23 protein-coding genes and 1 pseudogene are annotated in these 24957 nt (G+C 72.9%); 9 read left to right on the plus strand and 15 right to left on the minus strand.

Annotated features, from left to right (window positions below; genetic code table 11):
* Positions 1-93 precede the first annotated feature (93 nt).
* Positions 94-924 carry a helix-turn-helix transcriptional regulator gene (locus HCK04_RS09935; protein ID WP_142646882.1) on the plus strand — a complete coding sequence of 277 codons (831 nt, stop codon included), beginning with the start codon at positions 94-96 and terminating at the stop codon, positions 922-924.
* On the opposite strand, the gene HCK04_RS09940 is transcribed toward HCK04_RS09935, so the two are convergent.
* The 8 genes from HCK04_RS09940 to HCK04_RS09975 all read right to left on the minus strand — a co-directional run bounded on the left by HCK04_RS09940 (position 911) and on the right by HCK04_RS09975 (position 10946).
* Complete coding sequence (locus tag HCK04_RS09940; RefSeq protein WP_142646883.1) at positions 911-3304, minus strand: hypothetical protein; 2394 nt, start codon at positions 3302-3304, stop codon at positions 911-913. The genes HCK04_RS09935 and HCK04_RS09940 overlap by 14 nt on opposite strands.
* A 5-nt stretch (positions 3305-3309) precedes the next feature.
* The gene (locus tag HCK04_RS09945; protein WP_142646884.1) at positions 3310-5397 is read right to left on the minus strand and encodes a hypothetical protein; all 2088 of its coding nucleotides are present in this window, start codon (positions 5395-5397) and stop codon (positions 3310-3312) included.
* 31 nt (positions 5398-5428) lie between these two features.
* Positions 5429-6679 (minus strand): hemopexin repeat-containing protein, encoded by a 1251-nt coding sequence (locus HCK04_RS09950; protein WP_142646885.1) that lies wholly within the window; start codon positions 6677-6679, stop codon positions 5429-5431.
* A 5-nt stretch (positions 6680-6684) separates the two neighbouring features.
* The gene (locus HCK04_RS09955) at positions 6685-7380 is read right to left on the minus strand and encodes a hypothetical protein (protein ID WP_142646886.1); all 696 of its coding nucleotides are present in this window, start codon (positions 7378-7380) and stop codon (positions 6685-6687) included.
* Positions 7381-7382: 2 nt separating this feature from the next.
* On the minus strand, positions 7383-8159 hold the full coding sequence (locus HCK04_RS09960) for a hypothetical protein (RefSeq protein ID WP_147943353.1): 777 nt from the start codon (positions 8157-8159) through the stop codon (positions 7383-7385).
* A gap of 287 nt (positions 8160-8446) precedes the next feature.
* Positions 8447-8947: a hypothetical protein gene (locus tag HCK04_RS09965; protein ID WP_168065786.1), complete on the minus strand. Its 501-nt coding sequence runs from the start codon at positions 8945-8947 to the stop codon at positions 8447-8449.
* A gap of 172 nt (positions 8948-9119) precedes the next feature.
* Positions 9120-9683 (minus strand): sigma-70 family RNA polymerase sigma factor, encoded by a 564-nt coding sequence (locus tag HCK04_RS09970; protein ID WP_142646888.1) that lies wholly within the window; start codon positions 9681-9683, stop codon positions 9120-9122.
* A 6-nt stretch (positions 9684-9689) separates the two neighbouring features.
* Positions 9690-10946 (minus strand): S8/S53 family peptidase, encoded by a 1257-nt coding sequence (locus HCK04_RS09975; protein ID WP_142646889.1) that lies wholly within the window; start codon positions 10944-10946, stop codon positions 9690-9692.
* A 262-nt stretch (positions 10947-11208) separates the two neighbouring features.
* On the opposite strand from HCK04_RS09975, the gene HCK04_RS44130 reads away from it, so the two are divergent.
* Both HCK04_RS44130 and HCK04_RS09985 read left to right on the plus strand, forming a co-directional pair.
* The gene (locus HCK04_RS44130) at positions 11209-14262 is read left to right on the plus strand and encodes a CHAT domain-containing protein (protein WP_168065788.1); all 3054 of its coding nucleotides are present in this window, start codon (positions 11209-11211) and stop codon (positions 14260-14262) included.
* Positions 14263-14284: 22 nt separating this feature from the next.
* On the plus strand, positions 14285-15136 hold the full coding sequence (locus HCK04_RS09985; RefSeq protein WP_142646891.1) for a siderophore-interacting protein: 852 nt from the start codon (positions 14285-14287) through the stop codon (positions 15134-15136).
* A 109-nt stretch (positions 15137-15245) separates the two neighbouring features.
* Here HCK04_RS09985 and HCK04_RS09990 read toward each other — a convergent pair whose 3' ends face one another.
* Together HCK04_RS09990 and HCK04_RS09995 are read right to left on the minus strand one after the other, a co-directional pair.
* Positions 15246-16250, minus strand: coding sequence for a helix-turn-helix domain-containing protein (locus HCK04_RS09990; protein WP_142646892.1), 1005 nt, complete (start codon positions 16248-16250; stop codon positions 15246-15248).
* Between the two features lie 18 nt (positions 16251-16268).
* Entirely contained in the window at positions 16269-17174 is a 906-nt protein-coding gene (locus HCK04_RS09995; RefSeq protein WP_240971265.1) for an alpha/beta hydrolase, read from the minus strand.
* 309 nt (positions 17175-17483) lie between these two features.
* Between HCK04_RS09995 and HCK04_RS10000 the strand changes: the two genes are divergently transcribed.
* The 3 genes from HCK04_RS10000 (at position 17484) to HCK04_RS10010 (ending at position 19341) form a co-directional block, all read left to right on the plus strand.
* Positions 17484-17825: a hypothetical protein gene (locus tag HCK04_RS10000; RefSeq protein WP_142646893.1), complete on the plus strand. Its 342-nt coding sequence runs from the start codon at positions 17484-17486 to the stop codon at positions 17823-17825.
* A 314-nt stretch (positions 17826-18139) separates the two neighbouring features.
* On the plus strand, positions 18140-18748 hold the full coding sequence (locus HCK04_RS10005; protein ID WP_142646894.1) for an ATP-dependent Clp protease proteolytic subunit: 609 nt from the start codon (positions 18140-18142) through the stop codon (positions 18746-18748).
* Complete coding sequence (locus tag HCK04_RS10010; RefSeq protein WP_142646895.1) at positions 18745-19341, plus strand: ATP-dependent Clp protease proteolytic subunit; 597 nt, start codon at positions 18745-18747, stop codon at positions 19339-19341. The genes HCK04_RS10005 and HCK04_RS10010 overlap by 4 nt, the downstream gene beginning before the upstream one ends.
* Before the next feature lie 3 nt (positions 19342-19344).
* Here the strand turns inward: HCK04_RS10010 and HCK04_RS10015 are convergent, their stop codons facing one another.
* The 3 genes and pseudogenes from HCK04_RS10015 to HCK04_RS44135 form a co-directional block, all read right to left on the minus strand.
* Positions 19345-19722: a helix-turn-helix transcriptional regulator gene (locus HCK04_RS10015; protein WP_142646896.1), complete on the minus strand. Its 378-nt coding sequence runs from the start codon at positions 19720-19722 to the stop codon at positions 19345-19347.
* 132 nt (positions 19723-19854) lie between these two features.
* The gene (locus HCK04_RS10020; RefSeq protein WP_142646897.1) at positions 19855-20589 is read right to left on the minus strand and encodes a helix-turn-helix domain-containing protein; all 735 of its coding nucleotides are present in this window, start codon (positions 20587-20589) and stop codon (positions 19855-19857) included.
* 19 nt (positions 20590-20608) lie between these two features.
* A pseudogene (locus HCK04_RS44135) lies at positions 20609-20713 on the minus strand (restriction endonuclease); the annotation flags it as partial.
* A 102-nt stretch (positions 20714-20815) separates the two neighbouring features.
* On the opposite strand from HCK04_RS44135, the gene HCK04_RS10025 reads away from it, so the two are divergent.
* The 3 genes from HCK04_RS10025 to HCK04_RS10035 all read left to right on the plus strand — a co-directional run bounded on the left by HCK04_RS10025 (position 20816) and on the right by HCK04_RS10035 (position 22041).
* Positions 20816-21352, plus strand: coding sequence for an RNA 2'-phosphotransferase (locus HCK04_RS10025; RefSeq protein ID WP_142646898.1), 537 nt, complete (start codon positions 20816-20818; stop codon positions 21350-21352).
* 129 nt (positions 21353-21481) lie between these two features.
* The gene (locus HCK04_RS10030) at positions 21482-21796 is read left to right on the plus strand and encodes a hypothetical protein (RefSeq protein ID WP_142646899.1); all 315 of its coding nucleotides are present in this window, start codon (positions 21482-21484) and stop codon (positions 21794-21796) included.
* A complete protein-coding gene (locus HCK04_RS10035; RefSeq protein WP_142646900.1) occupies positions 21793-22041 on the plus strand; it encodes a hypothetical protein in 249 nt (82 codons plus the stop codon). The genes HCK04_RS10030 and HCK04_RS10035 overlap by 4 nt, the downstream gene beginning before the upstream one ends.
* A gap of 51 nt (positions 22042-22092) precedes the next feature.
* Here HCK04_RS10035 and HCK04_RS10040 read toward each other — a convergent pair whose 3' ends face one another.
* Both HCK04_RS10040 and HCK04_RS10045 read right to left on the minus strand, forming a co-directional pair.
* Positions 22093-23034, minus strand: coding sequence for an HNH endonuclease (locus tag HCK04_RS10040; protein ID WP_142646901.1), 942 nt, complete (start codon positions 23032-23034; stop codon positions 22093-22095).
* A 311-nt stretch (positions 23035-23345) separates the two neighbouring features.
* Positions 23346-24938 (minus strand): CocE/NonD family hydrolase, encoded by a 1593-nt coding sequence (locus HCK04_RS10045; protein ID WP_142646902.1) that lies wholly within the window; start codon positions 24936-24938, stop codon positions 23346-23348.
* Positions 24939-24957: the final 19 nt, after the last annotated feature.

The following is a 24957-nucleotide window of genomic DNA, read 5'->3' on the forward strand; positions in this document are numbered from 1 at the left end:
GTGATCTGTCGGACGATCGGTGACAGGCTCAACACTACCCCAATTGGGGACAAATTTCCTAAAAACTCATCATAAGTGACGTACGGTGAAAAAGTGGACCGTAAGCGACTTCTGGGAGACTTCCTCCGGGCTCGCCGCGAGGCCGTCAGCCTGGAGGACGCCGGGCTGGTGCGAATGGGCCGCCGCCGTACCCCCGGACTGCGCAGGGAAGAGGTGGCCATGCTCGCCGGCGTCAGCAACGACTACTACGCGCGGCTGGAGCAGGGCAGGGAACGCCGTCCGTCCGAGCAGGTCCTCAACGCGCTCGCCCGGGCGCTGCGCCTCGACGACGCCGCCACCGAGCACCTCTACGAGCTCGCCTACCCGAGGCCCCGGCCCCGGCCGCCCTGCCGGGAGGAGCAGGTCAGCCGCCGCCTGCTGCACCTGCTCCGGATGTGCGACGCCGCCCCGGCGTTCATCCTCGGCCGCTGGATGGACGTGCTCGCGACCAACCGGCTGGCCGACACCCTCTGCCAGGGTCTCGACCACAACGACAACTTCCTGCGCATGTGTCTCCTCAGCCCGCAGGCACGCGCCTTCTTCGTGGAATGGGAGGCGGCGGCGACGACGAAGGTGGCGCAACTGCGCGCCATCGCCGGCGCCGACCCCGAGGACCCGTTCCTGCCCCTGCTGGTGGACGAGCTGTCCGACCAGAGCAGGGATTTCGTACGGATGTGGGCTCGCCACGACGTCCTGCCCCGGGACGTGGACCGTAAGCACTACTATCACCCGCTGGTCGGCGAGTTGACGTTCTCCTACGAGATGTTCACGGCCAACAGCGCCCCGGGCCAGCAGCTCGTCGTCTGCCAGGCCGAACCGGGAAGCGCGTCGGAGGACGCGCTCGGCATCCTCGCGCGCCTCCGGCCCGCCGTCACCCCTCCATGAGCCGGGACAGCCGGACGATCACGCCGGCCGCGAGGTCGATGATCACCGGGCCGTTCGGCGACGGCCGTACGGTGCCGTCGTCCCGCGTGAGCGTGACGGACACGGCGACCTTCCGGTCGAACGTCGCACGGTCGGCGACCAGCGGCTGCACCAGGGTGACCTCGAGCGTGGGCGCGTCCGCGGGCAGGACGGCCCGCGCCACCTCGATGCCGGACACCGCGAAGACCAGCCCCACGCCGGAGATGCCCGCGGCCCGCAGGTCCACGTCCCGGCGGATCAGCACGGCCGTGTGCAGGTTCTCCAGGTAGACGTTGCGGACGACCAGATGGGCGGGGTCCGCGGGGTCGAGCAGCGCCTGCGGCGCGACCGCCCCGTCCCGGACGGCGGCGGGCAGCACGACGTCCCCGTGCGCGGGGACCTGCACCGGTGGGTCGAGCGGGACCCGCTCCCAGCCCCCGACTACCCGCCGCACCCAGAGGGCCGTGACCGTGGCCGCCGTGTCGGCGTCGTTGCGCAGTCCGGTCGCGGTGACCCGTACGGGCCCGGCCGGGTATGGGCCGGCCAGCTCGTCCACGTCCAGGTGCACGGTGGTCGCGATCGAGGTGGAGGAGTCGCCGGTGTCGAAGACGATCTGCGAGACCGCTTCGCCGCCGCGCAACTGGGTGACCACCACGACCGCGTCGTCGTAGTCCACCTGCAGCGCCAGCCGGATCGCGTCGTCGTCCAGGACGGCGCGCAGGCCGCCCTCCAGCGTGCTCGACCGCACCGACACCCCGGTGGACCCCACCGAGGGGGACGTCGGAAGCAGCATGCGGACGTCGCGCCCGCCGGCGTCCGCACGCAGCAGCGACTCCAGCTCGGCGAGCTCGGCCGCCGACAGATCGGGCACGCACCGGGCCTGCAGCCGGCACGGCAGGCCCGCGTCCACGGTGGCGTCGAACACCTGCAGCCATTCCAGCTGGGGACGGCCGACCACGTCGCGGGCCACCCGATAGTGGGAGGGCACGACGAGGTAGGTGGCCGGCTGCTGGAGCGACTCCCACACCGAGTATCGGTGGTCGCGGTCCAGGCGCGGAGCCGGCGCGAACCGCCGGGCCGGGGCGCGGCCGAGCTGGAAGGCGTCCTGGCAGCCGACGATCACGGGCTCGCCGCTTCCGACGTCCTGCCGGTAGAGGCCGGGGTCGTCCCGGCACGGCACCAGCAGCGGCAGGCGGTGCGAGCGGGTCACGGTCACGCCCATGTCCATGGTGAACGACGGGGGGTACGTTGGGATCACGCCCGTTCCCACGGGGCCGGTGGAGATTCCGCCGAGGAGCCGTCCGCCCGGCCACCCGCGGAGGAGGCGTCCGTCGAGTCGTCCCTTGAGGTCGTCGCGGAGCACCAGGCGCCGGCCGGTGGGCGGCAGGGGGAGCGGCATCCGGGCGAGGGCCGACAGGGCCGGCAGATCCTCCGCCGTCGCCTCCGCCGGGGCCTCCGCCGTCGCCTCGACCGGGGCCTCCGCCAGGGACTCCACGGGGATCTCCGCCAAGGGCTCCAGCGACGCCTCCTCGGCCGGCGAGGCCGCCAGGAAGGCCCGCCCCGCCACCGCCGTGTCCGCGAGCGCGGAATCAGTGATCGCCGAATCCCTGAGCACCGACTCCCTGAGCACCGACTCCGTGAGCAGCGGCGACACCTCGGCCGGCCGGATGGCGCCCCGCCCGGCGATCATGACCTCGCCGGGGACGCGAACCTCGGTGATCACCACGTCCGACCAGTTCGGATGCTCCTCGGGGATCGGGTGCTCCTCGCGGGGCGGATCCTCGATCGGCCATCCCTGGACCGGCACGATCTCCAGACGCTCCGGCTCGGCGTGGACCATCGTGGAGACGGCCCACGCCGCGAGCGTCTCCTGCACGCCGACGAAGCTCGTGCTGACGATCAGCCCCGCCCCGTCGCCCGGCTGGAAGCCCGGCGTGCTCAGCGCGCCGTACGCGGCCCTGGCCACGGCTCCGCTGATCTCGGCCCGGCAGTGGACGACGTCGTCGCGCACGTCAACGTCGATCGGGAGCTCGGTGGAGGCAGGCCGGCCGGTGTCGGCGTCAACGAACGGGATGCGCAGCCGTACGCTCACGTCCGTCCACGGGACGGTCCGGGCACCGGCGGGCGGCGGGGGGAAGCGCAGCACGGTGGTGACCGTCGCGCTGAGGACGGGCGATCCCTCGTCGTCGTGACCGGTGACGCGGAACAGGAACCGGAACGTGCCCGCGGAGGCGGGCACGAGCTCCGGAGCGGGCGCCCACCAGGGCGGGCCCAGTTGCGAGTCGGGCAGCAGGGGCTCACCCCCGTCGGCCGCCCTGATGCGGGGACCCGGCTCGTCGGCCGGGAATCCTGGTGTGTTCATCGCGGTCAGACCTGGCTCACGACGGTGACGCCCGGAGCGGTCTTCTTCGGCACCCGTACGGGCAGGTCGCCGCTGCCCTCGCCGTCTGTCCAGGGCCCGATCCACTCCTCCCCGTCCTCGAACAGCGTGCCCTTGATGATCACGCGCGCCCGGTAGCGGTATCCCGGCGGCCGTCCCGGCTGCCCCGTGTAGAGCGCGAACCGGCGCTCCTTGTAGTGCTCCCCGGTGTCGGCCATGGTGAAGGTGAACGTCACGATCGGGCGTTCGCCGCCGTCGGGGCTCTCGCCCTTGGCCTGCACCTGCACCTCGACGATCTGGTTGCTCGCCGTCAGATCGATGTTGATCGTGATCGGGGTGAGCACGAGCACGCCGGCGTTGTCGGCTCGCACGGCCACGTTCAGGCTGTCGGTGAGGGTGCCGAACGGGCCCGGGTCGAGATTCACCTCGTTGGCCTCGACCATGATCCGGGTGAACCGGTCGTCGAGGGCGGACGGCGCCTCGTCGAACTGGATGGTGCGCCGGACGAACACCTTGTCCGGACGCCACCCCTCCGGCGCGCCGGTGACCTCCTCCGCCTTCTTCTGGGTCTGCCGGGCGAAGAACACCTCGCTGGTCGAGCCGCTTGCGTAGACGAGGGTCGGCGAGGAGGCGGGGGCGAGCGGGGTGGTCTCCCCGACGGGGGCGCCCTCGCCCTGCACGCTGGTCGTCGCGTCGACCTCCTGCGGGCGCCGCGGCGGCAGGAAGTCGTGGGCCGACCACGCGATCTCGCCGTTCACACTGGGGTAGCCGATCTGGACGCTCGCGAACTTCACCGGGTCGCCGCTCACGCCGTGGTCCGGGTCGGGCCACTTGATCACGGGCCGGCAGACCGTGGTGATCTTGCGGTCCCAGTTGTCCAGGTAGAGCGTGCGCAGGTAGCGGCTCTTGAGCTCCGGGTGGGCGGCCAGCAGGTCGGCCACGCCGTCCACATTGCCGCCCATCGTGCTCGGCTGCGCGTACATCTCGTCGACCTCGAACGTGAAGGAGTTGGCGATCTCCACCCGGTCACGGCGGAAGTTGAGGCTGAACCCCGCGCCGAAGCCCCAGCCGAAGAGATTGAGCAGCCCGCCGGGCTTGGGCGGGCCCGGGTCCTGGACCTCCGGCATCGGCTGGAAGATGACCTGTTTCGCCTGGTCCAGCCACATCGCCACGAGCATGTCGATGTACTTGGTGACCATCGCCTCCTTGTTGTCCGCGCCGGGGATGGTCCGGTCCATCTCCAGCTCGACCTTGATGTCGCCGTTCATCCGCAGCGTGTTCCAGGTGGCCTTGAGGTCGGCCGAGCTCCACCACCAGCTCGCGCCGGCCTGGGCCGTGAAGTGGCTGAACACCCGCTCCCAGTTGGCGGTCATGTGCAGCCGCGTGATCGGCGCCCACAGCGGCAGGGTGAGGTCGGCCGTCACCGCGATGGGCACCTCGGTGCCCAGCAGCCCCTGCTCCACCTGCGCCGCCGCGAACGTGCCGAGGTTGACGACGAACGGGTGCTCGGCGGTGGGGATCAGGCTGCCGGGCCCGGCGCCCTGGGCGGTGACGAAGAACGGGTCGCCCGCGTTGCCGCCCTGCGTGCCGTCCTGGTCGGTGATCATCAGTCGCAGCGTGGAGCTCCTGATCGGGATCGGCCGGATGTCGGCGATCGTGGACCGGTCGGCCACGCCCGGTTTGACCTGCCAGAACCGGTCCCGGCTGCCCTGCTGCATCCGTTCCAGGATCTGCTTGTGCGCGTCCCGCAGGACGCCCTCGGGCGGCGCGCCGGTCATCGCGAAGCTGAGCACCCCGCCCGAGGTCTCCCGGGTCTGCCCGGGGGCCACGCCGATGTTGGTCTGGCCGTCCTGCACGCCGACGAAATGCAGGAAACTGAGTCTGAGGTCGCCGTTCGACTTGCGCGCCAGGCGCATCCGCTCCGGCAGCCAGTAGAAGACGGGGTTGGACCCCTGGGCCTGGAGCTCGTCGTTGTGCTTGTCGGGGAGGAAGACGAGGGAGTATTCGACGCCGGCCTCGTTGAGGGTGACGGTCTCGAAGCCGCCGGCCATGATCGGTCCTGCTGGGTTCACCATCGCTGGCTCCTGAACAGTGTGGGGACGCCGCTCACAGAGCGGCGGGGTAGTAGATGCGGGATCGGTCGAGCCCGCGGGCGACCACGGCGGCCGCGTTGCGGAACAACCGGAGATTCGCCCGGTTTCGCGGGGCGATGCCGGGGTTGCCGTCCTCCCGCAGGTGGGACTGGGCCGCAGCCTCCTCCCACCGGCCCGCGTTCGCGGCGGCGGTGAAGCCCGGCCAGCGGGTGGGGAAGAACGAGCCGGTCCAGGCGATGCTGTGCGCCCCGAGCCGGGCGTCGGCGGGCCAGTCCGCCCACCCGGGGAAGAAGGCCGACATCCGGGCCTCGTTGACGTCGAACCGCTTGCGGACGAGCTCGTCGATCGCCGCGTCGGGCAGCTCCAGGGTGTGGATGGCCTTGGCCGCCAGGTGGCCCTTCTTCGCGAGGCCGGGCTCGTTCTTGATCCGGTGCCACTCGGCCTCGATCTCCGCGCGGGTGGCGGGCCGCCCGGTGGCCGCGTGCACGAACGGCAGGGCGGCCGCCTCCTCCGGAGAGTCGACGAGGTTGCCGACGCCCGTGGTGACCAGGCCCTTGACGTCCTGGTAGAGGTAGGGCACCCGGCCCTCCAGCGGGGCGCTGAACTCGGGGAAGAAGTCCCTGACCGAGCGCGCCGAGCCGGCCGGCCCGGCAGGCTCGGGAACGTCCCCCGCCACCGGCCCGATGGGCAGCCCCCGCCAGTCCTCCTCGACGGGCCGGGGGAAGCCCTCGGCCACCGAGCCGTCCTCGGGGTCGAGCCTCGCGTACTCGCTCCCCGAGAAGACGTACGGGTTGCCGCTGGGCCACCACAGCGCCGTGTCGATCCGTGGGAACGCTCCAGGCCAGTCGCCGGCGATCGGCCTGGCCTCCGGGTCGATCTTGCCGCTCGCGCCGTCGAAGACCTGGTATTCCTCCCCGGAGAAGAAGTAGGCGTTGCCGCTGCCCCACAGGATCGCGGCGTCGATGCCGAGATCGAACAGTCCCGGCCACATCTCGGCGATCGGCCGCGGCCCGTCCAGCACGACCCCGTTCTCGATGTCGTACGCCAGGCACTGGTCGCCGCGGAAGAAGAAGACCGAGCCGTCGCTCCACGGCAGGGCGGCGTCGATGTCCGCCTCGAACAGGCCGGGCCATTGGTCGGCGATCGCCAGCGGGTAGCCCTCGTCGGCGCCGTCGGCCTCGACGTCATAGCGGATGTAGCGCTCGCCGGTGAAGAAGTACGCCTTCACCCCGGACGGGGCGACGAACCCGCAGAGCTTCTCCATGGCCGTCACCCCCCGGCCGGAGGCGCGGGGTCGCCCGCCACCCCGCCGACGACCGCGTCGGCGAACACCGTGCCGACGTGACGGAACCCGCGCGACTCGACCAGCCTGCCGCCTGCCGCCTCGATCCGCTCGACCGTCCGGGGCCGCAGCCGCAGCTCGGCGAAGTCGCCCGTCGCGGCGACGAGATACTCGACCCGGCCGTGGACGGCTTCGTCGTCGCGCGTCCAGATCGCCCCGGACACCGCGCTGACCCGGGACGGCTCGGTGACCTCCTCTTCGAGCGCGGCCACCAGCTCCTTCTCGAACGCCTCCTGGATCATCCGCAGGGGGAGATGGACGGCGGCCATCACCAGCGAGTGGCCGTCGCGGGCCCGCAGCACGCCCAGCGCCGTCTCGTCGTCCGGCACCGCGCCCGCGACGGGCCGCAGGCGCGGCTCCTTGGTGTCGGCGCCGAGCCGGGCGATCCGGGGGCGCATGCCGAAGAACCCGGTGTCGCTCACCAGGGCCGTGTGCACGACGCACCGGTACGCCGGCGGGAACCCGTAGCCGGCCTCGCGATAGAGGCTGCGTACGAACAGCGTGCCGGGTGGGTGCGGCAGGACGCCCGCGCCCGGCATGACGTCGCCGGTCATGGCCTCCTCGAAGGCGGACTCCACCGTCGAGGGGTGCAACCGGATGTCGCAGAAGGTGAGGTTGCGCATGCTCAGACCGCCGTTCCTGTGACGCCGATCTGCATGTGGATGTGGTTCTTGTGGGCCTCCCGGCCGTGCGCCGTCCCCGGGGCGGTGGCCGGGTGGTCGGGGTGCATGACGAAGCTGCGCTCGCCGATCGACGTGGGCGTGTCCAGCCCGTCGGGGCCGTCGGTGCGGTCCTGCCACTCCGAGGCGATGAACTCGTACACGGCGCGCCAGAAGTCGCGCGTGAACGGGTCGGCGTCCTCGTCGTCGAGCCGGTAGAACGTGCCGGACCCGGTGCCCGGCGGCCAGTTCCCGCCGGGGGTCGCGGCGGTCGAGACGGTCCCCCAGTCGTCGTTGACGGTGAGCGTCCACTCCTCGCCGTCCTCGGCGACGGCCTTGACGCCGACGAAGTCGACCGCGCGGCCCTGGCCGTGGCAGTCGGTGCGCGGGCGGCCCTGGCTGTCGACGCCGCCCCCGGAGATGCCGAGGTGGTAGAACTCGACGACGTTGTAGGTGTCCTTCAGCCACTGGCACAGCCGCACCAGGGCGAGCGCGTTGCGGGGGTCGAGCCGGTCGGGCGCCGCCGGGTGGCTGGGCTGCCCGAACGTCACCGTGCCCGACGACAGGTAGCGGACGACGACTCCGGCGACGTTGCCGTCCTGGGGCTGCTCGCCGTCCCAGCCGTCCAGGCTCACCCTCTCGGGGCCGCCCGCCCCCTCCAGCCTGATCACGTCGCCCGACTGCAGGTCGAGCAGCTCGGCGTAGGCGTCTTCCTTGCTCATCGCGCGTGCGGGATCGCTCACGATCCTGGTCCTTCCGGTGCGTACGTCACCGCTGACGCGGTGGTCTGTCGCACGACGGATGGAGTCAGGAGCCCGGTGATACAGCGAATCCCCGCGAATTTCCCGGCGTTCTCCGGCAGTCCGCGGTGGGGCCGCTGTGGGGACGCGGTGGGATTGCGCTGGGATCGCGGTGGGATCGCGGTGGCGCCGCGAGCGGCGCGGCCGGGCCGGGGTGGGCCGCGGCCGGCTACGGCCGGGGCGCGATCCGGCCGGTGGGCGGGGCGTCCGGCCGGGGCCTGCGGGGCCGGCTATGGCCGGGGGTCGATCCAGCCGGTGATGACGGCCGCTCCGGCGGACGTTCGCACGTGCAGCCGGAAGCGCCGCGCCGGGACCGGCTCGATCACGAACCAGCCGACCTCGTCGACCGGGACCTCCCGTACGGGGCCGTCGTCGTCCCGCACGAGGACCGCGCCGGGCTGCGCGGGGACGAGCTGCCCGCGCACCGCGTCGGGGTGGATCTCGGCCTCGATGGACAACTCCCCGGCGGCGAACGTCAGCACGCGCGGCCCCGAGCCGTCCGGCCGCGTCTCGTCGCGCAGGCCCGCAGGTTCCCGCGCCGAAAGCAGGGAGTCGAACCACAGCTCGGCCAGTTCGGCGTCGGCGGTCCGCCATGCGAAGGCCGCCTTCCCGGCGCGTACGAAGGACTCGGGCACCCGGGCCTCGCGCATCGCGTGCCCCAGCTCCTCGATCAGCCGGTCGTCGTCTTCCCACCAGCTCGGTGTGTCCGTCACGCCGTCGTCCCCGTCCACGTCGATGCATCTTGGTCGTGTCTGACAGATCATGGCCCTACCGCGCGTGGCCCAGGCGGCGCCTCGCTGCGTTGCCGTCGTCGCCGATAACGCTGTTATCGGCTCCTCCTCCGCCTTGCGATGCATCCACCTGGATCCCCGCTCGCGACAAGCAGCATTTGTCGGACACTCCTCAGGCCAGTTCGAGGGCGGCCAGCGCACGGCTCCTGCGCAGCCTGTCGAGGCAACGCCCGCGGTTGGGGCCGATCGCCCCCACCGGCACGCCGAGCGTGGCGCTGACCTCGGCGTACGAGGCCGGCGGTTCGGCGAACAGCATGCTCAGCAGCTCCCGGCACCGGTCCGGCAGCTCGGCGAAGGCCATGCGCAGGGCGTGCCGCCGCTCGGCCACCAGTATCTCGCCGTCCACGCCGTCGTCCTCCTTCCGGTGGGCGCCAGGCTCGGGGGCGTCCACCGGAACCTGCCGCTTCCGGGCGCGCAGCAGTTGCAGGCACTGCCGCTGGGTGGTGCGGACGAGCCAGCCGGGCAGAGCGGCCGGCTCGTGCAGGGTGTCGAGGCGCTCCACCAGCCGCAGCCAGACGCCGCCCGCGACGTCGTCCGCGTCGCTGCCGGTCACGCCATAACGAGCGCACACGCCCCAGAGCAGCGGCGCGTACCGCTCGACGATGGCGTCCCACGCCGCGGCGTCGCCCTCGCGCGCCCGGAGCACGAGGGCGACGACGACCGGATCGTCACGCATGCCCGGTCAGTCCTCCAGCGGATAGGGCCGGACCTCGCCGGCCTCGGCCAGGAGCTTGTCCAGCGCCTGCCGGGGCGTCACCGAGCCCGGGATCGTGCGAGCGGCGACCGCGCCGCTGACGAGGGCGGCCGAGAAGGAGGTGCCGCTCCACCGGGCGTGGCCCTGAAAGGTCTGGTGGACGCCGTCGATGTCGACCTCCCCGGTGAGGTACGCGCCCACGACCCCCACCCCGGGCGCCAGGCACGTCACCCACGGGAGGTCCGGGCTCCAGCCGGGCATGACCGGGCGCCCGTCCGCCGTGCCGTACGCGCCGACCGCGACGACGGGTGGGACGGCGGCAGGCCAGCAGGCCGAGCGCCGGCTGCGCCCGGAGCTGAGATGGGGGAGCGCGCCGTGGTTGCCCGCGGCGGCCACGACCAGCACCCGCGGGGCGAGCCGCTCGATCGCGCGGGCGATGACCAGCGGCGGCCCCCCGGACAGCGTGAAGCAGCCGAGGGAGAGGTTGAGGATGTCGGGCTGGAAGGCGTCCGTCAGCCGCAGCATGGCCCGGGCAGTGTCCCAGGAGTCGGCCCGTCCCGTGCGGGCGTCGAGGACCCCCTCGACGGACAGCTCCGCGGCCGGCGCCTCCCGCTGGATGAGGCTGCGCACGAACGCCGAGTGCCCCGAGCGGTACGGCAGCGGGTGCTCCGCCGTACCCGGCCGCGCAGGCGCGAGCGGCGTGTCGACCACGCCGACCCGCACGCCGCGCCCGGCGTCCTCGTGCCCGGCGACCGGCTGCGGCAGGTCGGCGGGGCCGGCGGGTTCCGGCTGCCCGCCGTCCATCGGCTTGTGCCCCAGCACGCCGAGCGCGCCGGGGGACATGGGCTTGTGCCCGAGAGTGGAGAACCCGCCGCTCACCAGGTGCATGGGCTTGTGGCCGCTCTCCTGGATCGCGCCGTCCGGCAGCGACATGGGTTTGTGGCCGTCTCCGATCACCGCGTCCACGACCCGGTTCTTGCCGATCGTCGGCACCCATCCGCCACGGTCGGCGGCCGCCTTCTCCCGCAGCAGTGCGAGGAGCTCGCCGACCTCGACGGGATCGTCGTCGGCGTCCCTGAGATCGCGCAGCCGGGCCAGCCCGAGGAGCTCGTCCCGGTCGTCGGGCGCGAGGGCGGCGTGGACGATGCCGAAGTCGTCCAGCATGCGCTCGACGGCCTCCAGATGCAGGAGGTCGACGATGAGTTGGTCCGGTTGGTGCGATGTGGTGCCCGCGTCGACTGGCATCTGGATAGTGTCCTTCCCGGGGTCATGACTTTTCCGGAACGCGAACTGCCTCAGACGGAACCACGAGGGCCTGGCCGTGATACATCCAACGCAGGAAACGCCGCCGGGCGCAAGGGTTCTCGGGAACGCTCCAGGTCGCGCCTCCGCCGGCCCCGGCGACGGCGACAGCGGCGGTTTACCGGATAGATCGGCAGCCGGATCAGCGGCCAGAGCCGAGGCACAGGCCGGGGAGCGGGTTGGAGCAGAGGCGGGGACGGAGGCCGTGGGCACGCGCGTGGACGCGTCGCCGGAGTCACCGGGCTCGCTGGAGCCGGCCGACGCAGTGCCGGCCGACGCAGTGCCGATCGACACGGTGCCGATCGACACGGTGCCGGCCGACGTGGTGCCGGCCGACGTGGTGCCGACTGACGTGGTGCCGACTGACGTGGTGTCGGCCGACGCGGTGCCGGCAGAGGCGGAGGCGGCAGAGGCGGAGGCGGCGCTGGCCGCCGTCGACCGCGACCCCGTCTCGGGCCTTCCTGCGGCCGAGAGGGCCGCCCGGCGCGCGGCCCGCGCGGGTCACGCCGTGGCGGCGTCCACGGCAGAACGCGCCTGGGGGCACGCGCTCCTGCACGTGGGAGAGCTCGACAACGCCATCAGGCACCTGAGCCGCGCCGCCGCATGGGGCGCACGGGCCGGTCGAGCCGACCTGACCGCCGAGGCGCGATACAAGCTCGCCTTCGCGATCCTGCAACGGGGCAGGCCGCAGGCCGCGCTCCGCGAGATCGACGCCGCCCTGCCCGATCTGACCGGCATTGCGGCCGCACGTGCCCGCGCGCAGCGCGCGATCGTGCTGCACGTGATGGGCCGCCTCGACGAGTCGTTCGCCGAGTTCGAGGTGGCGCTGCAGGTGCTGCGCCACCACGCCGACCTGCTCGGCGTGCAGCGGATGCTGATCAACCGGGCCCTCGTCCACTCCGACCGGCACGCCTTCGCCGCGGCCGAGCGCGACCTGCTGGAGGCGGAGACGCTGGCACGCACGCTCGGCCGCCCGCTGACGATCGGCCTGATCGCCAACAACCTCGGTCTCATGGAGACGCTGCGGGGCGACGTGCCGGCCGCGCTGCGCCACCTCGACCGGGCCGAGCGCATCATCGGCGCGCACGGCGCCCAGCTGGGCACGCTGCACCAGGACCGGGCCGAGCTGCTGCTGTCGGTGGGACTCACGGCAGAGGCGAAGGCGGCCGCCGCCCGCGCGGTGGACGCCTACCGCCGCGAGCGCCGTTCGCTCAAGGTGCCCGAGGTGCAGGTGCTGCTCGCGCAGGCCGAGATCCTGTCCGGCGATCCGGCCGCCGCGCTGGGCCACGCCCGCGCCGCGTTGCGCCGCTTCCGCGCCCAAGGACGGCGGGAATGGACGGAACTGGCCCGGTTATCCGTTCTGTCCGCGCAGCGTGCCGCCGGTCTCCGGCCGCGCGTCCCGACGGCGGTCATCGACGTCATGGTCGCGACCCTGGACGCGGCGGGATGGCCCGCGGCGGCGCTGGACGCCGCGATCGTGGCCGCCCAGGTGACCGCCGGGCGCCGCGTCCGGCACGACGTACGGAGGGACAGGGACGACGGAGCGCCCGAGCGCTCCGGAGACGCGCGGGCGGGAGCGGAGCCTGCCGCCGAGCGGCGCTCCCGGACGGCGGACGTGGCCGCCGATTACCTGAGCCGGGCCGCGGCGGCGTCCCGATCCCGGGGACCGGCGCTCGTCCGGGCGCGCGGCTGGTACGCACGGGCGCTGCAACGACGGGCCGAGGGGGACGCGCGCGGCGTGCTCGCCGCCGTACGGACGGGCCTGCGGGTCCTGGACGAGCACGCCTCGGCGATGGGGGCCACCGACCTGCGGGTGCACGCGGCGGCGCACCGGGCCGACCTGGTGGCGCTGGGACTGGAGGTGGCCTTCGAGGCCGGTCGCCCCGACGGCCTCCTGGAGTGGTCGGAGCGCGCCCGGGCCAGCCGCCTGCCGGCCGCGCCGGTCCGTCCGCCGGACGACCCGGTGCTGACCGCGCTGCTGGCCCGGCTGCGCTCGGTCACGAGGGACCTGGCCGGTCAGGCGGCGGCGCCCGCTCCGCTGCTGGCCCGGCAGGCCGACCTGGAACGGCGCATCCGCGACCACAGCCGCCGGCTCGGCGGCACTCCCGGCAACACGCCCGCGGCGCCGGTCACGCCCCGGGACCTCGCCGCCTCGCTCGGCGCGTGGGCGCTGGTCGAGTACGTCCGCCGGGGCGCCGACCTGCACGTGCTCACCGTGGTCGACGGCCGCGTGAGCGTCCGCCGCCTCGGGACGACGGCCGGGGCGGCCGACCTGATCGAGCGGCTGACGTTCGCGGTGCGGCGCGACGCGCGCCCGGACGCCCGGCCCGAGGCGCTGGCCGCGTCCGCCGCGCTGTCGGACGCCGCGGCCGCCCGGCTCGACGCCCTGCTGCTCGGGCCGCTGACCGAGATCGGCGACCGCCCGCTCGTCGTGGTGCCCACCGGACCGCTGCACAGCCTGCCGTGGTCCCTCCTGCCGTCGTGCGCGGGACGGCCCGTGACCGTAGCGCCGTCCGCGACGCTGTGGCACCTCGCGCGGACCCGCCTCGCGGCGGCGACCGGAGCGGACGGCGACGGCCATGGTGATGGCGCCGTGGCCGGGGGAGGAGTGGTCGCGGTGGCGGGCCCGCGGCTGCCGGCCGCGGGGCCCGAGGCGGCGGCGGTCGGCGCGATCCACGGCGGCACCGTGCTCGCCGGAGCCGCGGCGTCGGTCGAGGCGGTCTCGGCCGCCCTGGCGCGGGCCGGGCTCGCGCATCTCGCGGCGCACGGCCACCTGTCGGCGGACAACCCGCTGTTCTCCGGCATCGCCCTCGCGGACGGGCCGCTGATGGCCTACGACGTGGAACGGCTGCCGCGGGTGCCGCACACGCTCGTGCTCGCCGCCTGCGACAGCGGCCGTTCCGTGGTGCGCACCGGCGACGAACTGATGGGCCTCGCCGTGGCGTTCCTCGCCCGTGGCGCGTCGCAGCTCGTCGCCTCGGTGCTGCCGATCCCCGACGCGGCGACGATGCCCGTCATGGTGGCCTTCCACGAACGGCTGGCCGCCGGGCGCCCGCCCGCCGCCGCCCTCGCCGAGGCCCAGCAGGCCGTACGGGGCGGCGACCCGCGGACCGCCGCGGCGGCGGCCGGTTTCGTGTGCATCGGCGCCGGGGCCGTACCGGTCCGCGGCCGTGGTCAGGGCCCTGACGAGGTCGCCGCCGGCGTCGGACGCGGGCCCGGCACGGTGACGATGTCACAGGATGAGGTTAGGCTTACCTAATAATCTGACGAAGGGAACGTCCATGGCGACGACCGAACCGGCGCGGCGCGCACCCCGGGCGACCACCGGCGTGGTGGAGCGCACCGAGCGGCTGACCCCGCACATGATCCGGGTGGTGCTCGGCGGTGAGGGGCTCGCCGGTTTCGAGGCGGGCGAGTTCGCCGACCACTACGTGAAACTGCTGTTCCCGCTGCCGGGAGTGGCCTACCCGGAGCCGTTCGACATGGCGGTGATCCGCGCCGAGCTGCCGCGCGACCAGTGGCCGAAGACCCGGACGTACACGGTGCGGGCCTGGGACCCGCAGGCGCGGGAGCTGACCATCGACTTCGTCTACCACGGGGACGAGGGACTGGCCGGGCCCTGGGCATTGCGGGCCCGGCCGGGCGACGAGATCCGCTTCCTGGGCCCCGGCGGGGCGTACGCGCCGAGCGCGCAGGCCGACTGGCACCTGCTGGCCGGGGACGAGAGCGCGCTCCCGGCGATCGGCGCCGCACTGGAGCGCCTCCCGGCGGGGGCGCCGGCCCGGGTGTTCGTGGAGGTCGAGGGCCCGGAAGAGGAGCAGAAGCTGCACACGGAGGGCGACGCGGAGATCGTGTGGCTGCACCGCCACGGCGCGCAGGTGGGCGAGGCGCTGGTGCGGGCGGTGCGGGAGCTGGAGTTCCCCGAGGGCGTCGTGCACGCCTTCGTCCACGGCGAGGCGAACTTCGTCAAGGAACTGCGCCGATATCTGCGCGTGGAGCGCGGCCTGCCGCTGGAGCGGTTGTCGATCTCCGGCTACTGGCGGCGGGGCCGTGACGAGGACGGCTGGCAGTCCTCCAAGCGGGAGTGGAACCGCAGCATCGAGGAAGAGGAGTCCGCCGCCCTCGGCGGCTGACGACGGCCACGCCGCCCGGCCGCCGCGAAGCCCGGAAGGGTGACGGAGCACCGACGCCGGCCGCGACGCCGCTCCCGGCCACGCCCGGTCGCACCAGAAGATCGGCCTCTCATGGCGAGCCCGCGTCGCGGTGCAGGCGGCGCAGCGCGAAGGCGAGCTGAAGACGCAGCCGCCCCTGGGGATCGCGCACCGTCCACCCGAGGAGCGGCTCGGCGTGCGCGAGCCGGTCCTGCAGCGTCGAGTGATGCACCGTCAGCTCCGCCGCGGCGGCGCGCAGGCTGGGTGCGTAGGCGGCGGCGTACAGGGTCGCGAGCATCCACGGCGCCTCGGACCCGGCGCGTTCGAGCGCGCGGACGTCGGGGTGGGGCGCGGCGCCGGGCGGGACGGCCGCCGCGAGGACCGCCAGCCCGCCCAGGTCGTCGGAGTGGACCACTCGCGGCCCAGGATCCTGCGGGGTCCCCTCGGCCGCCAGCCGCAGCGCCGTACGGGCGAGCGCCCACGAGCGCGGCAGGTCGGGCAGGGTCACCGCCGGGCCGACACCCGCCCTGACCCCCTCGGGCAGCGGGTGATGGGCCGGCCCGACGCGGGCCACGCCGCCCTCCAGGGCGACCGCTCGTACGGGGACGTCACCGGGCAGGCCCAGCGCGCGGGCGGCGAGCGATCGCGCGGCCGGGGGAGCGGCGGGGTCGAGCAGCACCTCGACGAGGGCCGGGTCGTCCCTGTCCTGGTGGGCCGGGGCACGGCCCCGGGTCCGGTCGAGCACGCCCCGCGCCGCCGCCGCGGCCCGTTCGAGCACCATCGCCCCGACCGGCCCCGGCGGCGCCGGGCGCTCCAGCCACAGGACGGCCGCCCCGCCGGGCACGGCGATGCGGGGCCAGGCGGGATCCGGCGGCGGACCGGCGTCCGTGCGGGCTCCGTCGGGGAGCACACGCACGTGGACGCCGCGCTCGGAGTCGGTCAGGCAGGCCGGGCAGCCCGCCAGGACGGCGGCGCCGCGGACGATCGCCTCCAGCCCCGCCCGTGTCTCCACCAGCCGGTCGAAGTAGGCGATGACCTGCACCGCCGCCCCGGCGTCCGGGTCGAGCGCCGACAGCCGTCCGACGAGGTCGCGCATCCCGTGCCCCCGGACAGCTCAGCTGCCGAGCACGCGGCGCAGCCAGCGCAGGCGGGCGGCCCGGGCGTCCTGCGAGACGGCCGCCTGCGGCGCCATCATGTCGAAGCCGTGGAACCCGCCCGGCCACACGTGCAGCTCGGCGCTGCCGCCCGCCCGCCAGATGGCGCCGGCGTACGCGACGTCCTCGTCGCGGAAGGTCTCGGCCGAGCCGACGTCGATGAAGGCGGGCGGCAGCCCGGACAGGTCGGTGGCGCGGGCCGGGGCCGCGTACGGCGAGACGCCGGGGCCGCCACGGGCCGCGCCGAGCAGGGCGGTCCAGCCGGTCTCGTTCGCGGTGCGGTCCCAGACGCCGAGCCCGGCCATCTGGTGCGACGACGGGGTGTCGTTGCGGTCGTCGAGCATGGGGCACATGAGCATCTGGCCCGCCAGGGCGGGACCGCCGCGATCACGGGCCATGAGCGCCAGCGCCGCGGCCAGCCCGCCACCGGCGCTCGCCCCGGCGACGATGATCCGCTCCGGGTCGATGCCCAGCTCGGCGGCGTGGGCGGCGGTCCACGCCAGGCCCGCGTAGCAGTCCTCGATCGGCGCGGGATGGGGGTGCTCCGGCGCCAGCCGGTATTCCACCGACACGACGACGAGCTGGAGCTCCTGAGCCCAGTCGAGCACGCCGTCGACGCCCACGCGGTTGTCGCCGATGATCATCCCGCCGCCGTGCGTGTGGTAGATCGCGGCGAGCGGGATGGTGGCGCCCGCCGGACGGCAGACGAGCAGCGAAACGTCGGGTGCGCCGGGCGGGCCCGGCACCGCCCGCTCCTCCACCTCGAAGGCGCCGTCACGGGTGAGCGCCTCGTCGGGGAGGCTGGGGCCGTCCGCCATCGCCGCCCGCATGAGCGGGATCATGTCCGGGGTCAGCGACGACGGCATGGACTCGCCCAGCACGGCGAGGGCCGCGGCCAGCTCCGGGTCGAAGGGCGGTGGGGTGGCGGCCGAGGGCAGGGTGTTGCTCAATGGGGCTCCCGTGTCGTGGAGGTTGCCTGCGACCAACTGGTCCGTGCTCACCATCGTGGAAAACACGGGTGCGACGATCCAGCGCCACGCGGCGGAGACTACCCGCCGTACGGCGGGTGCCGCGACAGGGGGCCGAACGGCGCGAGCGGGTTTTAGATCCGCGTTACGCGCCCGCGGCTATGGTGACCCGCGACGACGTCTCGGGGAGCGGTCTCGGGAGTGCCCATGTCACAGCGAAAGGTGAAGCGCATGCGCGCCGCGATGCGGCGCGAGGAAGCCAGGCGGCGCGAGCAGCGCAGGCGGCTCAGGCGCAAGATCATGTATGCGGCCGCCGGAGTGGTGGCGGTGGTGGCCGTCGCGACGGGAGTGCTGGTCTTCGTCTCCTCCGGAACGCCGGACACGGTGACGCCGGTCGCGAACGCCTCGCCGCAACCGTCCTCTTCGGTCATAGGACCGGCCAAGCCGGAGGCCACGAGTTCGGCCACGCCATCGGGGTCCGCGTCCCCCGAGGCGCCCGCGTCGCCGTCCGCCGGCGCCTCGCCCAAGGCGACCGCGTCCGGCCGATGACCCGGCCCGGAGCGCCGGGCCAGGCCCGCTGACCGGCCGCCGGGGTTTCCCGGGCCATGACCGGGAGCCCGGTGGGGGGGATCCATCGGGACAGAGGCGGGTCGCACGTGCCCGCCTCCCGTACGCGGCCGGGCGCGGGAGTGATCGGCGGTGGCCGCGGTCGGCGGCCTGGTCGTCAGGCCGCCCGCCCGCCGTACGCCGGGATGCGCCGAAGGCGTTCAGGTCACCAGCCCGCCGCCCGCTCGCGCACCATCCGGTCTGCCCTCAGCAGACATATCGACAGGTAGCGGGGTCGCGGCGGATACAACTGCGCCATGAGTGTTTCACCGAGCACGAGTTACCGGGATCGGCTGAACGAAAGGCTGTTCCAGCAACGGACCCTGCTGCTGACCGGAGAGGTCGACGACGAGATGGCCGAGCGGGCGTGCGCCGAGATGGTGCTGCTCGCCTCGGCGGACCCCGAAAGCGACATCATCCTCTACATCAATTCGCCGGGAGGGTCGGTGCTGGCCGGGCTGGCGATCTACGACACGATGAAGCTGGTGCCGAACGACGTCGTCACCGTCGCGCTGGGGATGGCGGCGAGCATGGGCCAGGTGCTGCTGGCGTCCGGCACGCACGGCAAGCGGATCAGCCTCGCGCACAGCCGGATCATGATGCACCAGCCGTCGGCCGGCATCGGCGGCACGGCGATCGACATCTCCATCCAGGCAGAGAACCTCAAGTACATGAAACGGCAGTCCGAGGAGATCCTCGCCGCGGAGACGGGCCGCACGATCGAGGAGATCGCCGCCGACAGCGACCGGGACCGCTGGTTCACCCCCGAGCAGGCCCGCGACTACGGGATCATCGACTCGATCGTCGACTCCTTCCAGGCCATCGCGCCGTACGCCGTTTCCAACCGGATGGGGTTCACGTCATGAGCCAGTACACGATTCCGTACGTGGTCGAGAAGACCCCGGTGGGGGAGCGGTCGTTCGACATCTTCAGCCGGCTGCTCAACGAGCGGATCATCTTCCTCGGCACGGAGATCGACGACGGCGTCGCCAACGTCGTGATGGCACAGTTGCTGCACCTGGAGGCGGAGAGCCCGGACCAGGAGATCAACCTGTACATCAACTCCCCGGGCGGCTCGTCGACCGCGATGCTCGCGATCTACGACACCATGCAGTTCATCCGCGCGAAGGTCGCGACGTACTGCATGGGCCAGGCGGCCTCCGCCGCCGCGGTGCTCTTCGCCGCCGGCGCCCCCGGGCGGCGTTTCATGCTCGGCCACTCCCGCGTGCTGCTCCACCAGCCGTCCACGCAGGGGCAGGGCACCATCTCCGACCTGACCCTGCAGGCGGCCGAGGTGCTGCGCGTGCGCGCGCAGACCGAGGAGATCCTCAGCCGCCACACCGGGGTGGAGGTCGCGCGGCTGCGCGAGGACACCGACCGCGACCGCATCTTCACCGCCCGAGAGGCCGTCGAGTACGGCCTGGCCGACGAGGTGATCAGCGCTCGCGAGCCGTCGTAGCGCTCACGCCGCCAACAGCTCCACCCGTGGCGTGCCGGACGGCCTGCCGGTCGCGATCCGCCGCGACGCCGTGATCCGCCGGACGGCACGGGTGAGCAGGTGCTCGATCGGCAACCCGAGCGCGTCGCACACCGAGTGCAGCATCTCCGACGACGGCTCCTTGCGGCCGCGCTCGACCTCCGACAGATACTGCTTCGACATGCCCACCGCATGCGCCACGTCGTCGAGTGTGCGGTCCTGGTCCAGCCGCTCGTCGCGGAGGATCTCCCCATACACCGTGCGCAGCAACGGGTCAGAGCCGTCGGGAGTCGCTTTGCCGCGCTCCTCGGCGGCCCGGCGCGTCCGGATGTCGATGACCACTGGTCGGCCCGATGCTGCCATGCCTCGCAGTCTGGCACGCCGGGACGTACGGCGGACCGCCTGTTCGCGCACAGATGAGCGAGTGCCACCTCCCCGGGCCGCCAGGGCGACCGGCGGCCCGGGAGCGCGGGCGGCTCCTCGTGTCCTCCGGCGTCAGGCGAGCCGGTGACCGCCCAGGGAGATCTGCGACTCGGGCATCGGGGCGAAGAAGTCGAAGTTGGGCGGCGGGCCGACCCGCCGCTCCAGCGTCTTCACCACGTGCCTGACGTCGTCGTCCGGGCCCGCGAGATAGAGGGGCTTGCCGTCCTTGCCGAACGTGATGGCCGACTTCTCGTCCCAGGTGCCGAGGTGGCCGGCCGTCGCGGCGAAGTCCGCCGTCGGCTCGAAGCCGAGATCGCGGGCGTAGTCGACCGCGCCGAAGACGAGGTGCCGCACCAAATCGAGCGGCGCCTCCCGCCGGCCCCGCGGGTAGATCCGGAAATACCTGGTGAGGAAGCGGTGCAGCTCCACTTCGTTCATCACGTCGGGGCCCAGGGCGTGCTTGACGCCGAGGCAGTAGACGTCGACGAGGTAGGCGCAGACCGACAGCTTGTCCCAGCCGTGCTTGCGCGCCACGATGACGCTCACCGTGCCCGCCGTCTCCTGGCCGTCCGGGGCGTCGTCCGCCCAGCCGGTCGTGTCCGGGATGGTCAGCCCCTCGCTCCAGCCCGCGTTGATCCAGCACCCCGCGACTTCGGGTTCGGCGGCCTGCCCGCCCGTCTGCTCGGCCACCGCCCTGATGTACGGCGCGACCGCCGCAGGCGCCATGCCCAGGGCCCGGGCGATCTGCTTGGGGGAGTTGCCCTGTCCGCGCAGTTCGCGGACCTTCTCCAGGATCGAGCTGTCCATAGGGCCTGAAGCCTATCGGCTATCCCTGCCGTGCCGGGGTCCGGAAGACCTGGCGGCCGTGCCACTCGATGTGGCTCGTGTCGACAGAGTCGAGACCGGCGTGGGGAACCCGTGCAGGCCTGCCCGTTCGCCCCGCAGCGTGCAGCGGCGGAGGTTCGCGAAACGCTCGACCCAGTCCATGACCGACACCATAGGGTGATCTAGACGCCGGGGACTGGAGGAAGGTGTGGACGAACAGCGGCTGGTGCGGGTCTCGAAGTACCTCGCCAAGCACCTGCGCCACCAGCCCGAGCGCATCGGCATCGAACTCGACGCGCACGGCTGGGTGGACATCGACGTGCTGCTGACGGCGGCGGCCTCGAACGGGTTCCCGATCTCGCGTGCCGAGCTGGAGCAGGTGGTCGCCGGCAACGACAAACGGCGATACGTGATCGGGGGTGATCGCATCCGCGCCAGCCAGGGGCACTCGGTGCCCGTCGACCTCGACCTGCCGGTGGCCGAGCCGCCTCCGGTCCTCTACCACGGCACGGTCGCCCGGAACGTCGAGCCGATCCGCGTGGAGGGGCTGCGGCCGATGGCCCGCCATCACGTCCACCTGTCGCCGGACCGGGAGACCGCCACCCGGGTCGGCGCACGCAGGGGGAAGCCGGTCGTGCTCGTGGTCGACGCGGGCGCTATGTACGCGGCGGGGCATCACTTCCGGGTGAGTGCCAACGGCGTCTGGCTGGTGGACCACGTCCCGCCGGACTTCATCCGCTGGTGAACGAGCAACCGATGAAGGCGGGCATGCCGTCATATTCAGCGTCCGAGCCCTTCTCGCCCGCCCGGGCGGCCAACGATCCTCTGCTGCTGCGGTAGCAGCCGCCTCGAATGCCCGGTCATCCTGCTGGTGGTGTGCCCCGAGGCGTCGGTCGCCCGCTGGTGCGCCCGCCCGATCGAACTCGGCCACCCCGGTCTGGTCCTCAAGCCGCTGGTCGCGGGCACCAACGAGGTGCCGGTCATCACCGATCCCGGTCAGGCGGCCGAGGACATCGAGCTCGCGGTGCTCTCGGCGATCCACCACGCCGCCACGCCGGAGGGCCCCGAGATCCTCAACGCCCTGTTCGCCGCGCTGCACAATCTCGACCGGGACCTGGGGGTATGTACGCTGACATGGTTCGTGCGGCGCTGCCTCGAGAGGTCTGGGATCACTTGGAGGAGCACTTGAAGAGCGAGACTTACGAATACCTCAGCGACTGGGCCCGCGAGAACATCGCCAAGGGCAAGGCCGAAGGCATAGCTGAAGGTAAGGCGGAGGCGATCCTGACGGTCCTGTCGGCCCGGGGTATCGAGGTGTCCGACGACTTTTCCGAGCGGATCCGGAAATGCCACGATTTCGATCGTCTGAATTCCCGGCTCCGGGCAGCTGCCACGGTTGACTCCTCCGACGAGCTGCTCGGCGACATCTCCTGACCCGGCCCGGCTGGGTTGTCGTGACCCCGCCGAGCCGGGTGTCGGGCGGGCCTACGTACGGAGGAAGACTTCGTCGAGATGCCACTCGATGGATTCCCGGTTCGGCCGGTCGCGGGGCCGGTCGGGGACCGCGATTTCCTGCCCGGCCCGCCGGTAGAACTCCTCGCCGTTGCCGAACTCCTCGCGCAGGCGCGGGCTGACCAGTAACCGATGCTCGGGGTCGACCGCCAGATAACCGCGGTCGAAGAGCGTGTGCACGTCCGAGCGGAGCAGGAGCCCGTTGTCCAACCGGTGCTCGCCGCCCTTCGTGACCGGACGGATGTGTGCGGCCTGCAGGACCGGCCTGATCCGGTCACCGGTGATCGCGCAACGCCGTTCGTATGCATGGAGGACGACGGCCTGGAACGCCTGCTGACCGAGCCTTCGTGGAGCCATCCTGGGGTCGCCGAAGACGGGCCCGTCGCGATGCCACGGCTCGGACAGGTCGACGTCCCCGCCGATCCCGGCCCGGTTCAGCAAATCGTAGAAGTAACCAGCGGCAGGGTGAACGGCAAGGTCGTAGCTCTTGCCCTGCACGATGTTCGAAGCGAAGCCGGGCGGTGGTCCGGCGACACGATCCTCGGGATAGAAGAAGACGTCGCGGATGATGACGCAGCCGATGACCGGGTCCTCGCCGAGCATCATCGGTCGGCTGCGGTATTTGCCCACCTGCTGACGCAGTTCTCCCAGGCTCACGGCGCCGTTTCCCTGCCCGAAGAACTCCCATGCCTCGGACACTCGGAGAGGCGCGAAGCCGCTGAAGAACCCACCGCCGACCACGCGGTTGTGCGGATGGTGCGTTTTGAAGAAGAACGGCTCGCCGTGGTCGATCGCGCGGAACTCCCGTCCGCTGGAGGGCCGCCAGAAATTGACCTCGCTCAGGTCGGGACGTCCCGCCAGAAAGCGGTACCACCTGTCGTCGGTCACCCCGACGTACACCTTCACGGAGGTCATTGTGCACGTTCGTGATCAACTGTGCCAGGGCGTCGCAACGTAGCGGAATCAGCCGCGAGCAGAAGCCGGGCTCGATGAGGTGTTGGGCATAGGAGGAGGCCAGATGGTGATCGTAAGTTCTCGCTCGTGCCGGAATGATGCTTGTAGAGTGCCGGGCTGGCCGGGAGAACGGCGCAGGCCGTGAAGGCGAAGGCCGAAGGCTGATCCGGGTTGCCACGGCTTCCGGGCGGCCGGATGGGGCGGAGGCGTGGATCTCCTCGAAGGGATCGCCACCGGATCGACGGCAGGGAGGCCGGCCCAGGGAAGTGGGGTCAGCGGGGGACGATCGGCAGCGTGATGTACGAGTCGGGGAAGACCTTCTGGTGCTGGACGACCATGTCCGCCTCGGTCGCCGCGCTCCGGCCGGTGCCGGGGTTGCGGTCGAAACGGGGGAAGTTGGAGCTGGAGATCTCCACCCGGATCCGGTGACCGGCCTTGAAGACCTGGCTGGTGGCCACCAGATCGATGACGAACGTCCCGGACGGCTCGGCGACGCGGACGATGCCGTCGATCACGCTCATCGCCCGGCCGTCGGGATGGACGTCCACGAGCTTGGCCGTCCAGTCGGTCGAGGCGGCGGAGGTCTCCGCGTGCAGGGTCACCGACACCGGGCCCGTCACCTCGACGTCGGAGGCGAGCACCTCGGTCGAGTAGCAGAGCACGTCGGGCCGCCGCTCCACGTCGCGCTGGTCCTGCGGGCCGACGTTGGTGGGATCGGCCAGCAGGGTCGGGCCGCCGACGGTCGGGACCGGGTCGCGCGGGTCGAAGGTGAAGGTCGCCGGCTCGTACGCCGAGGGAGGCTCGGGGGAGAGGAGCCCGCCGGTGTGCAGGTAGTAGGGGGTCTCGACGGCGCGCTCCAGCGGCCAGGTCTCCTCGTCCCGCCAGACGTCGTCGCCCATCACGAAGATCTTCACGGCGGGGCCGGTGTCCTCGCCCTTCAGGAACGCGAGCTCCCGCTGCTCCAGCCCGATCGCCTGCCCCGAGGCGGCGGCCCCGAAGAACAGCCGCCCGGTGCCCGCGGCGCCCGGCGCGAGGTGGGACCAGGGGCCGATGACCAGAGGACCACCGAGACGGCGGTGGTTTTCCAGCGTCCCGCCGAGGAACAGGTCGAACCAGCCCGCCACGTGCATGACCGGCACCTCGATGCGGTCGTGGCGCAGGGTATCGGCCAGGTCCTCCCAGTAGGCGTCGCGTTCCACGTGCGAGGTCCAGTCGCGCCACCAGGGGATGCCGGGGATGTCGCCGACCGGCAGGGTGCGTGCCGCGGCGTCCTGGTCGTGCAGCACGGGAAGGACCACGGCCAGACCCGGGCCGGCGTCCTCGCCCGCCTCGGCGGCGTGCAGCAGGCTGAGCATCGCCTGCAGCGCACCCCAGTTGAGTGCCGAGCCCAGGGCGAAGGCCCCGCCGTGATATTTGAGGCCGTCGTGGAAGTCGTGTGGCGTCATGGAGGCGACCACGGCCTTCAGCCCCGGCGGGCGGGTCGCCGCCGCCTGGAGGGCACACCCGGCGAGGTAGGACATGCCGCTCATGACGACCTCGCCGTTCGACCAGGGCTGCGCGGTGATCCAGGTGATCGTGTCGTGGCCGTCGGCGCCCTCGTCCGCCCACGGCCGGAACTCGCCGTCGCTGCTCCCGCGCCCCCGGCAGTGCTGCAGCACCACCGCGAACCCGGCCCGCAGCGCGGGCGTCACCGGCGCCGTCCGCAGCGAGTCCTCGCCGTACGGCGTGCGCATGAGCAGCGCCGGGAACGGGCCGCCGTGGGCCGGCCGGTGGACGGAGCCGCGCAGGACGGTGCCGTCCCGCATCGGCATCGGGACGTCGTGCTCGACGGTGACCGGAAACGGGGAGCGGTCGAGCTTCGGCATGGGGCTCCTCAGGACGAGG

The sequence above is a fragment of the Microbispora sp. CL1-1 genome, from assembly GCF_012034195.1.
Classification (GTDB): Bacteria; Actinomycetota; Actinomycetes; order Streptosporangiales; family Streptosporangiaceae; genus Microbispora.

Coding starts and splice junctions, on each gene's coding strand:
- HCK04_RS10005 (WP_142646894.1), top strand. CDS start 18,140: ATGAGTGTTTCACCGAGCACGAGTTACCGGGATCGGCTGAACGAAAGG.
- HCK04_RS09975 (WP_142646889.1), bottom strand. CDS start 10,946: ATGCCAGTCGACGCGGGCACCACATCGCACCAACCGGACCAACTCATC.
- HCK04_RS10040 (WP_142646901.1), bottom strand. CDS start 23,034: ATGACCTCCGTGAAGGTGTACGTCGGGGTGACCGACGACAGGTGGTAC.
- HCK04_RS09990 (WP_142646892.1), bottom strand. CDS start 16,250: ATGCGCGACCTCGTCGGACGGCTGTCGGCGCTCGACCCGGACGCCGGG.
- HCK04_RS09955 (WP_142646886.1), bottom strand. CDS start 7,380: ATGCGCAACCTCACCTTCTGCGACATCCGGTTGCACCCCTCGACGGTG.
- HCK04_RS10000 (WP_142646893.1), top strand. CDS start 17,484: ATGTCACAGCGAAAGGTGAAGCGCATGCGCGCCGCGATGCGGCGCGAG.
- HCK04_RS10010 (WP_142646895.1), top strand. CDS start 18,745: ATGAGCCAGTACACGATTCCGTACGTGGTCGAGAAGACCCCGGTGGGG.
- HCK04_RS09945 (WP_142646884.1), bottom strand. CDS start 5,397: ATGGTGAACCCAGCAGGACCGATCATGGCCGGCGGCTTCGAGACCGTC.
- HCK04_RS10020 (WP_142646897.1), bottom strand. CDS start 20,589: ATGGACAGCTCGATCCTGGAGAAGGTCCGCGAACTGCGCGGACAGGGC.
- HCK04_RS10015 (WP_142646896.1), bottom strand. CDS start 19,722: ATGGCAGCATCGGGCCGACCAGTGGTCATCGACATCCGGACGCGCCGG.
- HCK04_RS09995 (WP_240971265.1), bottom strand. CDS start 17,174: ATGCCGTCGTCGCTGACCCCGGACATGATCCCGCTCATGCGGGCGGCG.
- HCK04_RS09950 (WP_142646885.1), bottom strand. CDS start 6,679: ATGGAGAAGCTCTGCGGGTTCGTCGCCCCGTCCGGGGTGAAGGCGTAC.
- HCK04_RS09940 (WP_142646883.1), bottom strand. CDS start 3,304: ATGAACACACCAGGATTCCCGGCCGACGAGCCGGGTCCCCGCATCAGG.
- HCK04_RS09985 (WP_142646891.1), top strand. CDS start 14,285: ATGGCGACGACCGAACCGGCGCGGCGCGCACCCCGGGCGACCACCGGC.
- HCK04_RS09970 (WP_142646888.1), bottom strand. CDS start 9,683: ATGCGTGACGATCCGGTCGTCGTCGCCCTCGTGCTCCGGGCGCGCGAG.
- HCK04_RS10045 (WP_142646902.1), bottom strand. CDS start 24,938: ATGCCGAAGCTCGACCGCTCCCCGTTTCCGGTCACCGTCGAGCACGAC.